This is a genomic window from Sphingorhabdus sp. (genome assembly GCF_044374345.1).
Taxonomy (GTDB): domain Bacteria; phylum Pseudomonadota; class Alphaproteobacteria; order Sphingomonadales; family Sphingomonadaceae; genus Sphingorhabdus_B.
Window position 1 is genome coordinate 1 of record NZ_JBILOS010000055.1, and the last position, 14,235, is coordinate 14,235.

At 56.7% G+C, this 14,235-nt stretch carries 14 protein-coding genes; 1 reads left to right on the forward strand and 13 read right to left on the reverse strand.

All coding sequences use genetic code 11. The features are described from left to right. The first annotated feature begins 76 nt into the window (after positions 1-76). Complete coding sequence (locus ACIQ5B_RS06985; protein ID WP_397598387.1) at positions 77-1,270, forward strand: CaiB/BaiF CoA transferase family protein; 1,194 nt, start codon at positions 77-79, stop codon at positions 1,268-1,270. A gap of 21 nt (positions 1,271-1,291) precedes the next feature. On the opposite strand, the gene ACIQ5B_RS06990 is transcribed toward ACIQ5B_RS06985, so the two are convergent. The 13 genes from ACIQ5B_RS06990 to ACIQ5B_RS07050 all read right to left on the reverse strand — a co-directional run. Then, positions 1,292-1,930, reverse strand: coding sequence for a TetR family transcriptional regulator (locus tag ACIQ5B_RS06990; RefSeq protein ID WP_397574693.1), 639 nt, complete (start codon positions 1,928-1,930; stop codon positions 1,292-1,294). A 29-nt stretch (positions 1,931-1,959) separates the two neighbouring features. Then, complete coding sequence (locus ACIQ5B_RS06995; protein ID WP_397598388.1) at positions 1,960-2,832, reverse strand: crotonase/enoyl-CoA hydratase family protein; 873 nt, start codon at positions 2,830-2,832, stop codon at positions 1,960-1,962. Positions 2,833-2,836: 4 nt separating this feature from the next. Then, entirely contained in the window at positions 2,837-3,619 is a 783-nt protein-coding gene (locus ACIQ5B_RS07000; protein WP_183939022.1) for an SDR family NAD(P)-dependent oxidoreductase, read from the reverse strand. A gap of 116 nt (positions 3,620-3,735) precedes the next feature. After that, positions 3,736-4,905 carry an acetyl-CoA C-acetyltransferase gene (locus tag ACIQ5B_RS07005; RefSeq protein ID WP_397598389.1) on the reverse strand — a complete coding sequence of 390 codons (1,170 nt, stop codon included), beginning with the start codon at positions 4,903-4,905 and terminating at the stop codon, positions 3,736-3,738. Between the two features lie 204 nt (positions 4,906-5,109). Continuing rightward, the gene (locus ACIQ5B_RS07010) at positions 5,110-6,531 is read right to left on the reverse strand and encodes an aldehyde dehydrogenase family protein (RefSeq protein WP_397598390.1); all 1,422 of its coding nucleotides are present in this window, start codon (positions 6,529-6,531) and stop codon (positions 5,110-5,112) included. Positions 6,532-6,549: 18 nt separating this feature from the next. Beyond that, positions 6,550-7,836, reverse strand: coding sequence for a cytochrome P450 (locus ACIQ5B_RS07015; RefSeq protein WP_395628200.1), 1,287 nt, complete (start codon positions 7,834-7,836; stop codon positions 6,550-6,552). Beyond that, a complete protein-coding gene (locus ACIQ5B_RS07020; protein ID WP_397598391.1) occupies positions 7,833-9,359 on the reverse strand; it encodes an acyl-CoA synthetase in 1,527 nt (508 codons plus the stop codon). Before ACIQ5B_RS07020 ends, ACIQ5B_RS07015 begins: the two co-directional genes overlap by 4 nt. Position 9,360: 1 nt before the next feature. Then, a complete protein-coding gene (locus ACIQ5B_RS07025; RefSeq protein ID WP_397598392.1) occupies positions 9,361-10,119 on the reverse strand; it encodes a crotonase/enoyl-CoA hydratase family protein in 759 nt (252 codons plus the stop codon). Positions 10,120-10,197: 78 nt separating this feature from the next. Then, positions 10,198-11,409 (reverse strand): acyl-CoA dehydrogenase family protein, encoded by a 1,212-nt coding sequence (locus ACIQ5B_RS07030; protein ID WP_183939010.1) that lies wholly within the window; start codon positions 11,407-11,409, stop codon positions 10,198-10,200. Positions 11,410-11,490: 81 nt separating this feature from the next. Then, a complete protein-coding gene (locus tag ACIQ5B_RS07035) occupies positions 11,491-12,621 on the reverse strand; it encodes a GNAT family N-acetyltransferase (protein WP_397598393.1) in 1,131 nt (376 codons plus the stop codon). Positions 12,622-12,862: 241 nt separating this feature from the next. Then, a complete protein-coding gene (locus tag ACIQ5B_RS07040) occupies positions 12,863-13,324 on the reverse strand; it encodes a RidA family protein (RefSeq protein WP_333570165.1) in 462 nt (153 codons plus the stop codon). Continuing rightward, complete coding sequence (locus ACIQ5B_RS07045) at positions 13,321-13,965, reverse strand: HAD family hydrolase (protein WP_397598394.1); 645 nt, start codon at positions 13,963-13,965, stop codon at positions 13,321-13,323. Before ACIQ5B_RS07045 ends, ACIQ5B_RS07040 begins: the two co-directional genes overlap by 4 nt. Next, on the reverse strand, positions 13,962-14,235 hold a 274-nt coding region (locus tag ACIQ5B_RS07050; protein ID WP_397598395.1), incomplete at its 5' end, for a DUF3572 family protein. The genes ACIQ5B_RS07050 and ACIQ5B_RS07045, both read right to left, overlap by 4 nt.

Sequence of the window (14,235 nt, forward strand, 5' to 3'; positions counted from 1 at the left end):
TCATTCACTCCCGATTATCTCTTAACTGCACGCTTAAATATGCTAGCAGTCGATGCAAGAGATAAGGAGAGCGCACATGGCGAAATGGCCGAAATTGACGTGGGACAAAGAACCAACGGGTCCGCTGAAGGGGATTAAGGTTGTCGACATGGCCACGGTTGTCCTTGGGCCTTATGCCACCGTGCAATTGGCCGACCTTGGCGCGGAGGTCATTAAAATCGAAAATAGCGAGGGCAACACACCCGGCGACCTGATGCGCCATGGCGGTGATTCGCCCAGCAAGCAGCATGGCCCCATTTTCACGGCGCTCAACCGCAACAAAAAAGCCATCAACCTCAACATCAAAAAACCGGAAGATAAAGCCGTTCTCGAAGCGTTGCTGGAAGAGGCAGATGTCTTCATCCATAATGTCCGCATGGCCGGCGTCGAACGGCTGGGTTTTGGGTATGAGGCGGTTAAGGCGATCAACCCCAATATCGTCTATGTCCACTGCGCCGGATTTGGAGCGGGTGGCGCCTATGGCGAGCGTCAGGCTTATGACGACCTGATTCAGGCTGCGTCCGGTTTTGCCGCATTAAGCGAGCAGCGCGATGGTGGCCGCCCAACCTATTCGCCCAGCCTTGTCGCGGATAAAGTCAGCGGTCTGTTCGCGGCCAATGCAACCATGGCGGCCTTGCTTGCGCGTGCAGGCGGGCAAGGCGGACAATTTGTTCAAGTGCCCATGTTCGAATGCTTCACCTGGTTCAACATGGTCGAAAATCTGTGGGGCGAAACCTTCATCCCCGGCAATGGCCGCATGGGCTATACGCGTTCGGTGAACCCCCGTCGGCGGCCATATCCAACCAAGGACAGCTTCATCGCGATCGTCCCCTATAATGACCGGCAATGGGCGAAGTTTTTTGAACTGGGCGGCAGGCCTAATGTGTTCGATGACCCGCGTTTCGCGACCTATCAGGAGCGCACAAAGCACACGGGCGAATTATACGCGCTGATCGAAGAAGTCAGCGCGCTACGCACCACGGCCGAATGGCTTGACCTGTTGGCCGAACATGACATCCCAGCGATGAAATATAACCGGATGGCAGATGTCCTCACCGATCCGCATCTGGCCGACGTCGGCTTTTTCGAAGAGCTGGAGTCGCCCGACATCGGCACATATCGATCGATGAAGCACCCGGTGCATTATGCCGGAACGCCAGCGTCCAACTATGCGCATCCGCCGATGCTGGATGCCGATGGTGATGAAATTAGGGCCGCGTTGGGGTTGTAAGGCGCGCGGTTCAGCCCAGCCCTAGACCAGCAGCCCGCGCATGATCAGATCGATGCTATGCTCGCGATAGGCATCGCGCATATTTTCGTTAAAATCGTCCTGATTATAACAATGGCGCAACACCAGCCGTGACGAATAGAATCGGTCAGCCGCGCCCGTCACGGTGAAGTAGAAAAACTGCGGATCAAGCTTGCGGAATTTGCCCGCCTTTACGCCTTCGGCGATCAGCGCGTCATACACCTTTGAAATAGGCTTTAGATAAAGGTCCGCGATACGGGCCGCTTCAACCGGCGCGCTGTCGCGCACCATGCGCATCAACAGACGATTGAGATAGGGAAAGGCATAATAAGTGTCGATGACGGCACCGATGTGGATGCGCAATTTATCTTCCGGTGGCATGTCCTTTGCGAGCAACGCGCCAAGACTGAACACAATATTGCCCATGTCGCGATCAAGCAGCGCCAGCATCAAGCCGTTTTTGTTGCCGAAATAATATTTGACCAATGCACTGTTCAGGCCTGCGCGAAGCGACAGTTCCGATAATGAAAGGTCGATGGTATCGCCCTCACGCATGATCTGGCTCGCCGCTTCGATAAGCTGGTCGCGCGCTTTTGCATTGTCGCCCGCTTCACTCACCAGCCTTGGTCCTGTCGTGGCCATTGGCGTCTACTCCCCCCGTTTACGCAGGGTTACTTATAAGCAGGTTCATCCCACCATGGGAAGAAGTCAGGCATATCTGCGGAAACTTTATCGGGATAAACGGGCGGGCGCTTTTCAAGGAAGCTGGATATGCCTTCCTTTGCGTCGCCGGAGCGTGACCGGCGGTAAATCGCTCGGCTGTCAATCTGGTGCGCAGCCATGGGATGTTCGGCGGCAGACAGCCGCCACAACATGGCCCGTGTGAGTGCAATCGACACGGGCGCGGTGTTGTCGGCGATTTCGCGTGCCAATGCCCGCGCGGCGTCCATCAAGTCTGCGGGCGCATGAATGGAACGCACCAGCCCACCGTGCAGCGCTTCATCGGCATTGAACACCCGGCCCGTCATGCACCATTCCAGCGCCTGTTGCATGCCCACCAGTCGCGGCAAGAACCAGCTTGAGGCAGCCTCTGGCACAATCCCGCGCCGCGCAAAAACAAAGCCGAAGCGCGCCGTGTCACTGGCCAAGCGGAAGTCCATCGGCAGTTGCATGGTCGCGCCAATGCCTACCGCAGCGCCGTTGATCGCACCAATGACAGGCTTTTTGCATTGGAAAATCCGCAGCGTTAACCGGCCACCGGAATCGCGCACACGTTCATCGGAAAGCGTTTCGACTTCGGACCGGCTCGCAAACACGTCGCCGCCACCCTCGGGTGTCAGATCGGCCCCTGCACAAAATGCACGGTCACCCGAACCCGTTACGATGACAGCGCGCACAGCATCATCCGCGTCCACCAAATCAAATGCCGTGCACATTTCGCGCATCATCACATTTGTAAACGCATTCATCTTTTCGGGACGATGCATCGTGATGGTCGCGATGCCATCTGCGACATCATAAAGGATTTGGGTGAACGCGGTCATGCGATCAACGCGGTGCCATACGGATGGCGCCGTCGATGCGGACGTCTTCGCCGTTGAAATATCCGCATTCGATCATGGTCATGGCGACCTGCGCAAACTCGTGTGGATGGCCGAGGCGTTTCGGGAAAGGAACCGACGCAGCAAGCGCATCCTTTACCGCCTGAGGCGCGCCGTTCATCAATGGCGTGTTAAAGATGCCCGGTAGAATCGTGTTGACGCGAATGCCTTCGCTCATCAGGTCGCGTGCGATTGGCAAGGTCATGCCGACAACGCCGCCCTTTGATGCGGAATAAGCTGCCTGACCCATCTGGCCGTCTTCAGCAGCCACTGAAGCGGTGTTGACCATCGCGCCGCGTTCGCCATCTTCCATGGGCTCCAGCGTCAACATGCCAGCTGCCGACTTGGCGATGCAGCGGAATGTGCCGACCAAGTTGATCTGGATGATGCGGTCAAAGGCATCGAGCGGGAAATGCTTGATCGATCCGTCTTCCTTCGAACGGCTTGCGGTCTTTGCCGCGTTACCCGTTCCAGCACAGTTGACCAAAATGCGTTCCTGACCATGCGCAGCACGCGCCTTGGCGAAACCGGCATCGACGCTTTCATCGCTGGTCACATTGACGTTGCAAAATACACCGCCGATTTCGGCTGCAAGTGCCTCGCCCTTGTCGGCCTGCAAATCAAAAATGGCGACCTTCACACCCTTTGCGGCCAGCGCGCGGGCGGTTGCCTCACCAAGGCCAGATGCGCCGCCGGTGACGACTGCTGCGACTGTTGAATCCAGTTTCATAAATACTCCTGATCGTTTTATCCGTCATGCTGAACTTGTTTCAGCATCTTACTTTTTGACGGTGGAAATTAAGACCCTGAAACGAGTTCAGGGTGACGGTGATGGATGACTAATCGTTATACCCGCTCGATGATCGTAACGTTGGCCTGACCACCGCCTTCACACATCGTCTGCAAACCATATTTGCCGCCACGTGCTTCAAGCGCATTCAGCAAGGTCGCCATCAGCTTCGTGCCCGATGCGCCAAGTGGATGGCCCAATGCGATCGCGCCACCATGAACGTTGATTTTCGAACGATCACCGCCGGTATGCTTCAACCAAGCGAGTGGCACAGGCGCGAACGCTTCGTTCACTTCATATAGGTCAATGTCGGACATTTTCATGCCCGAACGTTGGAACGCACGGTCGGTTGCGAACAAAGGCTCTTCCAACATGATGACGGGGTCGCCAGCGGTCACGGTCAAATTGACGATGCGCGCGCGCGGGGTCAGACCATGCTCTTTCAGCGCCTTTTCAGACACGATCAGAACCGCCGAGGCACCATCACAAATCTGGCTGGCATTCGCAGCCGTGATAGAGCCGCCTTCTTGAAGCAACTTGACGCCGGACAGGCTTTCAAAGGTTGCATCATAGCGGATGCCTTCATCGCTATTGTGGATGATCTTGCCTTCTGGCGTATCAACTTCGATACCGACGATTTCATTGGCAAAGGCGCCACCTTGCGTGGCGGCGACAGCTTTCTGGTGCGATTCCAGCGCGAACTGGTCAAGGTCTTCGCGGGTAAAGCCATGTTTCTTTACGAGCATTTCAGCGCCCATGAACTGGCTGAACATGATGCCGGGATAGGCTTCTTCCAGCCGTGGGCTCTTATAGGTGCCCATGCCTTCTTTCTTGAACAGCATCGACGTCGAACCCATGGGGACGCGCGTCATGCTTTCGATACCGGCTGCCAATACAATGTCCTGTGTGCCCGACATGACGCCTTGCGCCGCGAACATCATCGATTGCTGCGACGATCCGCACTGGCGGTCGATGCTGACCGATGGGATGGAATTCGGCAGGCGTGACGCCAGAACGATATTGCGGCCGACATCGCCCGCTTGTTCGCCGCCTTGCATGACGCAGCCCATGATGACGTCTTCAATCGCCGCAGGATCAAAATCGTTACGGTCGGCAATGGAATCGAGCACGGCAGCGCCCAAATCGACGGGGTGAACGCCAGCCAGCTTACCACCGCGGCGGCCACCAGCGGTACGAACCGCATCCACAATATACGCGTCTGCCATTTTCTCTCTCCTGTTGTTCAAATTTAATCAGACGATTAAACTTTGGAAGGGGAGAGTCAAGTCAGAGATTAACGGGATGAACGCCGGCCCGGAATACGAACCAAAGCAGGTCGTCACCCTGAACTTGTTTCAGGGTCTTACTTCGTGCGTTCCAAAGTAAGATGCTGAAACAAGTTCAGCATGACGACGCCTGGAATATATACTTTAAGCCGCTTCGCGGGCGATCGTGATCACTTGCGGATAGGTGAACTCAAGCAAACCTTCTTCACCCAACTCCGCGCCAAAGCCGGACTGCTTATGTCCGGCAAATGGTGCGTTGGGGGCAAGGTGCATGGATTCGTTGATCCACACAGTTCCGGTTTCCAGCTGCTCGGCCACTTCGACCGCTGCCTCTGGATTGCTGGTCCAGATCGAACCGGCAAGACCGTAATCAGATGCATTGGCGCGGCTGATAACTTCGTTGATGGTCGAAAACTTCATCAATGGCATCACAGGGCCGAACTGTTCTTCGGCCACAATCCGCGCATCTTCGGGCGGGTTGTCGAGAACGGTTACAGGCACGAAATAGCCGGGGATTGATGGGTCGTGGTCGCCACCTGCAAGGAATTTATAGCCTTTGTCCTTGGCGTCCTGAATCAATTCAAGCACGCGCTTATACTGCGGCTTGTTCTGGATGGGGCCAATGGCCGCGCCCTGTTCGGCGCCATCGCCAACCTTGACCGCTTTGGCATAAGCCGCAATCGCGCCCGACAATTCGTCGTAAATATCTTCGTGAATGTAGATACGCTTGGCCGCAATGCAAACTTGGCCCGCATTGTAGAAGCTTGCCCAAAACAGCTTTTCAGCCACCTTGCCAACATCCGCATCCGGCAAAACAATCGCCGCGTCATTGCCGCCCAGTTCAAGCGTGATGCGCTTAAGGTCCTTCGACGCCGATTCCATCACGCGCTTGCCCGTGGCAGTCGAACCCGTGAAGGTAATCTTGTCGATATCAGGATGCGAGGTCAGCAATGGGCCCAACGCGTCGCCACCGGTGATGATGTTCAAAACGCCGGGTGGGAATACGCCCGCAACCAGTTCAGCAAGGCGCAATGTCGCCAGCGGTGTGAATGGTGAAGGCTTCAGCACCATGGTGCAGCCCGACAAAAGCGCCGGGACAATTTTCTGGATCGCCATCAATACCGGGAAATTCCATGGCACGATGCCGCCAACCACGCCAACAGGAACGCGGCGCGTACGGCTGAGGCGCTTGTCGCTATCTTCTGTAATTTTCTCTTCAAGATTCAACATCGGCAATGCGCGCGTCATGCCAACGCAGCCAGCAATCTCGCTGCCCGCCTGCATATGCGGCTTGCCCTGTTCAGACGTCAGCAAACGCATCAGCTCATCGCTGTTGGCTTTGATGACATCAGCCATTTTGGCGAACAAAGCGCGGCGTTCTTCAACGCTGGTTTTTTTCCAAGTCTGGAATGCGGCGCGTGCGGCGGCAACAGCCTTGTCCAAATCTGCCTGACCGCAATCGGGCACTTGGCCAATGACCTGCTCGGTCGCGGGGTTTACGACATCAATCCATTTGCCGTTATCCACCAGCTCGCCGTTGATCAGATTTTTATATTGCGTGGTCATTAGAGTATCCTCTTTCGTTCAAGCTGCCACAAATCGCAGCGGTAAAGTTTTGGGGCCGCCCACAAACGTCGATTGCGATCGTTTGGGTTCGCCAGCCAGTTCAACCGAATCTACACGGTCAAGCAGTTCTTCGAATAATATCTTCATCTCTAGCCGCGCCAGATGCAAGCCCAGACATTGATGCGCGCCGGATCCAAAGGAAATGTGCCGGTTGGGACTGCGCCCCGCATCAAACCGTTCCGGGTCAGGGAACACGGACTCGTCATAATTACCCGAGACGTAGCACAGCATCAGCCAATCGCCCGCTTTCATCGGTACGCCGCCGACTTCTGTGTCAGCGCCGACCGTGCGCATGAAGTGCTGAACCGGTGTGGTCCAACGTATTGCCTCTTCAATCAGACCGGGCAGTAAGGAACGATCTGCCTTCACTTTCGCAAACTGCGCCGGGTCCTGTGCCAAGGCCCACATCGCGCCAGCCGTCGACGCCGAGGTGGTGTCATGCCCTGCAGTCGCAACGATGGTGTAATAGCCCGCGCTTTCATAGTCAGGGATAGGCATGCCATCGATGGTTCCGGTGGCGATAATCGTTGCCAGATCGTTGCGCGGATTAGCGCGGCGGTCCTGTGCCAATGCTTCGAAATAGGCGTTAAAATCAGCGACCGTCTGCGCCATGAGCTCGGTCGCTTCTTGCGGCGAGATATTGGCCGCGCGCATCCGGTTCAAATCCGGATCCTGCCCGCCGAACAGTTCCTGCGTCAGCTTCAGCATCAACGGCTCGTCGCTTTCTGGAACGCCAAGCAATTCCATCACGACATGCAAGGGATACATCGCCGCCACGTCGCGCGCAAAATCACATGTTCCGTCCATAGACAGCATCTTGTCGACGGCCGATTTCGCGATCGCGCGAATATTGCTTTCTATCGTCTTGAGATTTGCCGGCATGAACCAATCCTGCGTCAGCCGCCGGTATTTGGGATGCTCGGGCGCATCCATTTGTACCAGCGACTTCACCAGATGCGGGCTGCCGTTCATCAAATGCGCAACAAACATTTCGGCCATCAAAGGCGCAACGACGACTGTCGCAGGGTTATTCAGAAAGGTCGCATTGTCCTTGCTGATCTTCAAAATGTCTGCATGGCGGGTGATGACCCAAAACGGTCGATAGCCCGGTATTTCAGCAACAGCGACGGGGGAATCCCGGCGAAGTGTGGCGAACGTATCCAGCAACGCACGCCAATTCCCGTATACAACCGGGTCGACGATATGCGCCGCAAGCTCCGGTGCAATCTTGGGAATGGCGGTCATGCTTTTTGCTTTGCCCAATATTCATCCCGCAGCAGGCGCTTGTATAATTTTCCGGTATCATGGCGGGGAAGCTCCTCGCGGAAATCGATACGGCGCGGGATTTTGACACCCGACAGCTTTTCGCGCGCATAAGCGGTCAGTTCGTCACGCAAGGCATCACCGGCGTCCGCCATATCGAGCGGTTGCACCACAGCGATAACCTCTTCACCCATTTCGTCATGCGGACCACCGATAACCGCAACGTCGCGAACCCGCGGGTGGGTCACCAGATGGTTTTCAATCTCCTGCGGATAGATATTCACCCCGCCCGAAATGATCATGAAGCTTTTGCGGTCTGTCAGATACAGATAGCCCTCTTCATCCAGCCGACCGACGTCGCCAAGCGTTGTCCAACCATGTTTGTTGGTCGCGCCTTTGGTTTTTTCGGGGTCATTATGATAGCTGAAGGATGCAGCGCTTTCGAAGAATACGGTGCCCTCCTCACCCACGGGAACATCATCCCCATCTTCGTCGCATATATGCATGATGGCGTTCAATGGCCGTCCAACCGAACCCTTGTGCGTCATCCATTCTTCGCTGGAGATAAAGGTAATGCCTTGGCCTTCCGTCCCCGCATAATATTCGCGGATGACGGGACCCCACCAATTTATCATCGCTTCTTTGATAGGAACTGGGCACGGCGCGGCAGCGTGAACCGCCGAATCAAGGCTCGACACATCATAGGCGTTGCGCACCTCTTCGGGCAGCTTCAACATGCGCGCAAAATGCGTTGGTACCCATTGGCTGGCGCTGATTTTATATTTCTGAATGGCCGCGAGCGCCGCTTCGGGGTCGAATTTCTCCATAACAACCACGGTGCCACCCAGCCGGTGGACCGCCGCACACCAACGCAGCGGTGCCGCATGATATAGCGGCGCTGGTGACAAATAGATGCTGTCGCCCGAAAATTTAAACGCCATCGCGGCAAGGCCTGACAATGCATTTGGTCCCGCAATGTCGGGATCATCGGGCAAGGGGAAACGCACGCCCTTGGGCTGACCGGTCGTCCCTGAACTGTACAACATGTCGGTGCCAGCACGTTCATCGGCGATGGGCGAAGTCGGCAGTTTCGCAACTGCGGCGGCGTAATTTTCCCAGCCGGCATGTTCCCCGCCGAGAATGAACCGCCTTACAGGGCTTTGCAGTTGATCAAGCGTCGCACCCAAATAGGGGGAAGCAAACAGCGCCTTTGAACCACTATCGTTCAAGATATAGTCGATTTCCGATGCCGTCAGACGGCAACTGATCGCGACATAAATCAGCCCGGCGCGCTGCGCACCCCAGACAAGGTCGAAAAACTCCGCGCGGTTTTCCAAGCAGAACGCAACCGTGTCGCCATGTTGCAGCCCCAGGCTGCGGAACAAATGCGCGCACTGGTTGGAACGTTCGTCAAGCTGCTTATACGTTATCGTCTCACCCGATCCCGCCATGATGACGGCAGGTTTATCAGGGAAAGCCCGTGCGTGAACGGCGGGGTGGCCCATATTATTCCCCTTGCCAGTTAGGTTTGCGTTTTTCGGCAAAGGCGAGCGCGCCCTCACGCGAATCTTTCGACGTAAAGACGGGACCGCAGATTTCATTCTGCTTCTTCCACATCTCCGTCGAGTTCCAATCCGGACGCTCATTGATCACGCGCTTGGTCGCAATCAGCGCGAGCGGGCCGTTCGCTGCGACCTTGGCCGCAAGCTCAAGCGCGGCATCAATGGCGGCGCCGTCGGTGATGCGATTGACAAAACCCATCTCATAGGCCCGTTGCGCCGAGATAAAATCACCTGTCAGCGCAAGCTCCATCGCCATGCGCTTGCCGATAATCGACGGCAAAGTGAGCAAGCCACCTGCTGCTGCAACCAGGCTGCGCTTGACCTCGGGTATGCCGAACTGTGCCTTGTCATTCGCCACCAACAGGTCGCACGCGATCGCGATTTCCATACCGCCGGCCAGTGCATAGCCCTCAACCGCGCCAATCAATGGCTTTGCAGGTGGGGATTCAATGAACCCCGCAAAACCCTTGCCCTTGATGCTCGGCATCTCGCCGCGCAGAAAGGCCTTCAGGTCCATGCCAGAGCAAAATGTACCGCCAGCGCCCGTGATGATGCCGGCGTTCAGGCTCTTATCATTGTCGAGCTGCTCCATGGCGGCAGCGACGCCTTGCGCGACGGCCTGGTTGACCGCGTTCTTGGCCTCAGGCCGGTTGATGGTAATGATCAGGACGCCGTCCTGCGCTTGGGTTAGGACTTCAGACATTGCACTCTCCTAAACAAAAACTGTGTCCGCCATTGAAGCGCCCTTCGACAGGCTCAGGGCTACGCTATTTAATATCGCTCACCGCCCCTTGGGCAAACCAAGCACATGTTCGCCGATGATATTCTTTTGGATCTGGCTGGTGCCCCCGCCGATGGTGGCGGAAAAACTGTTCAGGTAAGACCGGTGCCAATAGCCGTCATCGACCGCATTCTCGTCACCCACATAATAGCCCGCCCGCGTTCCTTGAAACTGGAGCGAGAATTCGGTGAGCTCGCGCACCAACTCGGTACGCGCCAGCTTGTTCATGAGCGCAAGGCCCATCGGACGATCGCTTGTCAGCGGCGCCATACGGCGGCGTTGGTTGTTGAGGTTCAGCGCCTGAATTTCGATCATATAATCGACCAGCCTGTCGCGCATGACGGGATCGTCGAGCACAGGCTTGCCACCGCGTTTGGCCGAACGCGCCATATCGATGACGCCCATGACGTCCATTTCCTTGACGAAATAACCGCCGACCGGATTGACCTTCGCGCCGCGTTCATACTCAAGCGTCTTCATCGCGACCATCCAGCCCTGCCCTTCTTCGCCGACGAGGCCTGACGCTGGAATGCGGGCGTCGGTGAAGAAGCATTGGGTAAAGCCATATTCGCCCGTCAATTTCTTCAAGCGCCGCGTTTCAACGCCGGGAATCTTCATGGGCGCGAGGAAGAACGATAGCCCTGCATATTTGCTTGGCCCATCATTCGATGTGCGCGCGAGCAGGATCATATAATCGGCGCGGTCGCCCAATGATGTCCAGATCTTCGAACCGTTGATGACATATTCATCGCCATCGCGCACTGCCTTGGTCTGCGCACTGCCAAGGTCAGAACCATGCTCTGGCTCCGAAAAGCCCTGGCACCAGATTTCTTCTGCCGAGAGCATCGGCTTAATGAAACGACGCTTGTCCTCTTCGCGGCCGATGTCGAGCAGCAATGGACCCGTCCAACCGTTCGCAATGGCGTTGAGCATGATCGGCGCGTCATGGCTTTTCATGACGCGTGTGGCGATCCGTTGATATTCGGGGTGCATGCCATAGCCGCCATATTCGGTGGGCCAGGACATGCCGAAATAGCCCGCCTCATAAACCTTGCGCTGCCAGTCACGCAGGAAATCGAACTGCTGATCGGTGGAAACTTCCATGAAGGTCAGCGGCAACATAAAGCCCGGGTCGCGGACCGTGTTTTCGGCGAACCACGCATCGCACTGCTTTTCGAAATCCGCTAATTCTTGGGGACTTGGTTTGCTCATGGCTGATTCCTCTCTCGCCTATTTAATTGCGCGATTAAAGAGGTGATTGCAACAGCGAAATCCTGCCTGTTCGCGGACGACTTAGCCTTTCTTGAACGGCGCCATTTCGCCCAGAAACTCTATCTGGCGTTCCATCGCCTGACTTTCGCGGGCAAGGAAATCGGCAACGGCGGAACGAAAGCCTGCATTGGCGATATAATGTGCCGAATATGTAGGCACAGCCTCATATCCGCGTGCGAGCTTATGCTCACCTTGCGCGCCCGCTTCAACGCGCGGCAAGCCGTGCGCGATCGCGTAATCAATGGCCTGATAATAACATAGTTCAAAATGCAGAAACGGCACGTCGCGGGTGCAGCCCCAATAGCGCCCATAGAGGCAATCCGGGCTAACAAAATTTAGTGCACCGGCAATCGGCCGGTCGCCATCATACGCGAGGAACAGCACGATGCTGTCCTTCATGCTTTCGCCGATCAGGTCGAAAAACGCGCGCGTCAGATAAGGCTGCCCCCATTTGCGCGCACCGGTATCTTGGTAAAATACCCAAAAGGCATCCCAGTCATCAGCCGTAATGTCTGCGCCGTTGATTTGCGCAATGCGCACGGCGGATTGTGCGGCGGCCCGCTCCTTGCGAATGGCCTTGCGCTTGCGTGACGACAATGCGGACAAGAAACCGTCAAAGTCTGCATAATCGCGGTTTTGCCAATGAAATTGCGTACCCATGCGCGTCAGCCATCCCGCCGCACGAAACGCATCCAGCTCGCCCTCTTCAACAAAAGTTGCGTGCGCAGACGACAGGCCATTCTGGTCCACAACCGCTTCGGCGGCGGCCAATATCGCGGGCGCAAGCGCGGGATCGCGCAACAACAATCGCGGCCCGGGCACTGGCGAGAAGGGCGCGGCAATCTGCAACTTGGGATAATATTGCCCGCCCGCCCGTTCAAACGCATCCGCCCAATGATGGTCGAACACATATTCGCCCTGGCTGTGGCTCTTAAGATACGCAGGAAGCGCAGCGGCGGGAACGCCATCCGCATCGCGGATCATGATCGGCGCAGGCGACCAGCCCGTGCCGGGACCGACGCTGCCCGATTCCTCCAACGCCGCCAAAAACGCGTGGGCCACAAACGGATTGCCCCGCGGGTTCAGCGCATCCCACTGGTCCGCGCGAATATCGCTGACCTTGCTTAAGAGTTCGGCGGTGACTTCAGACATCGATATCCAACCGTAGCCCTGAGCAGCAGTTGTGCAGCAACTGCGTCTGTCGAAGGGTGGTCATCGGTTGCGGCTGCGGCATTTGGCTAACTCCGATATCTGATCCCAATTACCCTGAGCAGCAGTCGTGCAACGACTGCGTCCGTCGAAGGGCGGTCCGAACCGGAAAAGCGCCCTTCGACTTTCACCAGCGCTCAGGCGCTGGTGGCTCAGGACTACGGTTATTTTTCCACACCACTTCTTAGCTTCGAATTTTTACCACACAGTCGATTTCGACCGTTGCATCGCGTGGCAATACAGGGACGGAGACGGCCGCACGTGCATGCTTGCCTGCATCGCCGAACACCGCTTCCATCAGGTCCGATGCGCCATTGGCGGCTTCGGGTTGGTCGGTAAAGTCAGGGGTCGACGCGACAAAGACGCCAAGCTTGACGATGCGTTCCACGCGGTCGAGGTCGCCGCCAAGCGCTGCTTTCATCTGCGCGATAAGCATGATTCCGCACGCCTTGGCAGCCGCCTTACCCTCTTCAAGACTGCGCGTATCGCCGACTTTGCCGGTGACAACCTTGCCATCGACAAAGGGCAACTGACCCGAAATGAACAGCATCCCGTTTGCTTCAACAGCGGGCACATAGGATGCGACCGGCGCTGCTGGTGCGGGGAGGGTAATGCCGAGCTCGGCCAATTTTGCTTCTATCATCATGCTACCTTTTCCAAACTGGGCGCTGGCGCATTCGCAACCAGCCGCTCCCTAATCCAAACTTCTGCGTCCGCCCAACGATCCAGCCGCGCGTGCGCAGATTTCGATGGCTTCACCCGGTCCCACAGCAATGGCTCACCGACAAAATGCAGCCGCCAGACGTCGGGATGCTGGTCGCCAACGGACTCATGCTGGTGCCCAAGATCGTCGACGAAAACGGCAATACTGGGTTTATATGCGTCCAAAATCCGGCCAAGTGCCTCGCCCTTGCCGCCTTGGTTGCAATAGACTGGCGCGTCGATGCCCACGGCCTTCAACTGTTCGGTCCGTGGCCCGGCGCGGTGGTCGAGCAAATTGGTGAGGATAACGACATCGGCATGTTCGCGCAGCCGGTTGAGGCTATCGACCGCACCATCAATCGCTTGCTGGCGGTGCATTTCGGTATCGAAAAAGCCGTTGAGCAGGTCCCACACCTGACCGCGCTCGACAACGGTGCCATCATGCTTGTGGCGCAGCGCCTCGCCCCAATCGCCGTGGACGAGGTCAAAATGAATGTGATGCACATCGTCCAGCCAATCGCGGAAGGGCACGATCATATGCAACAGCACCTCGTCGCAATCGGAAATTAGCAATGGCCTACTCATGCTTCTAACTCCTGCCGTGCCTGTACAAGTAATGCAGGCGACACCCCGATGACCGCAGCGCACGCGATGAGGTCGGGCTCATAAGCCTCAAGAAATGATAATATCGCGGCTTGCGTGCCGCGTTCGGTGATGGAGCTACGCAGCCCTTCGGGTGTCAGGCCGGTCAGCGACAAAAGCCGCTCCGCCCGTGCTTCTTCCATCAACGCCCAAGCCAAAGCCTGAAACGCCATACCCGATGCGTCTAACTTGCCATTTGTTTCATGCATGGCT

Excerpts from the sequence above, each read along its gene's own strand:
- ACIQ5B_RS07010 (WP_397598390.1), bottom strand. The coding sequence starts at position 6,531 with ATGACCACGCAATATAAAAATCTGATCAACGGCGAGCTGGTGGATAAC.
- ACIQ5B_RS06990 (WP_397574693.1), bottom strand. The coding sequence starts at position 1,930 with ATGGCCACGACAGGACCAAGGCTGGTGAGTGAAGCGGGCGACAATGCA.
- ACIQ5B_RS07040 (WP_333570165.1), bottom strand. The coding sequence starts at position 13,324 with ATGATGATAGAAGCAAAATTGGCCGAGCTCGGCATTACCCTCCCCGCA.
- ACIQ5B_RS07045 (WP_397598394.1), bottom strand. The coding sequence starts at position 13,965 with ATGAGTAGGCCATTGCTAATTTCCGATTGCGACGAGGTGCTGTTGCAT.
- ACIQ5B_RS07005 (WP_397598389.1), bottom strand. The coding sequence starts at position 4,905 with ATGGCAGACGCGTATATTGTGGATGCGGTTCGTACCGCTGGTGGCCGC.
- ACIQ5B_RS07030 (WP_183939010.1), bottom strand. The coding sequence starts at position 11,409 with ATGAGCAAACCAAGTCCCCAAGAATTAGCGGATTTCGAAAAGCAGTGC.
- ACIQ5B_RS07020 (WP_397598391.1), bottom strand. The coding sequence starts at position 9,359 with ATGGGCCACCCCGCCGTTCACGCACGGGCTTTCCCTGATAAACCTGCC.
- ACIQ5B_RS07035 (WP_397598393.1), bottom strand. The coding sequence starts at position 12,621 with ATGTCTGAAGTCACCGCCGAACTCTTAAGCAAGGTCAGCGATATTCGC.
- ACIQ5B_RS07025 (WP_397598392.1), bottom strand. The coding sequence starts at position 10,119 with ATGTCTGAAGTCCTAACCCAAGCGCAGGACGGCGTCCTGATCATTACC.
- ACIQ5B_RS06985 (WP_397598387.1), top strand. The coding sequence starts at position 77 with ATGGCGAAATGGCCGAAATTGACGTGGGACAAAGAACCAACGGGTCCG.
- ACIQ5B_RS07000 (WP_183939022.1), bottom strand. The coding sequence starts at position 3,619 with ATGAAACTGGATTCAACAGTCGCAGCAGTCGTCACCGGCGGCGCATCT.
- ACIQ5B_RS07015 (WP_395628200.1), bottom strand. The coding sequence starts at position 7,836 with ATGACCGCCATTCCCAAGATTGCACCGGAGCTTGCGGCGCATATCGTC.
- ACIQ5B_RS06995 (WP_397598388.1), bottom strand. The coding sequence starts at position 2,832 with ATGACCGCGTTCACCCAAATCCTTTATGATGTCGCAGATGGCATCGCG.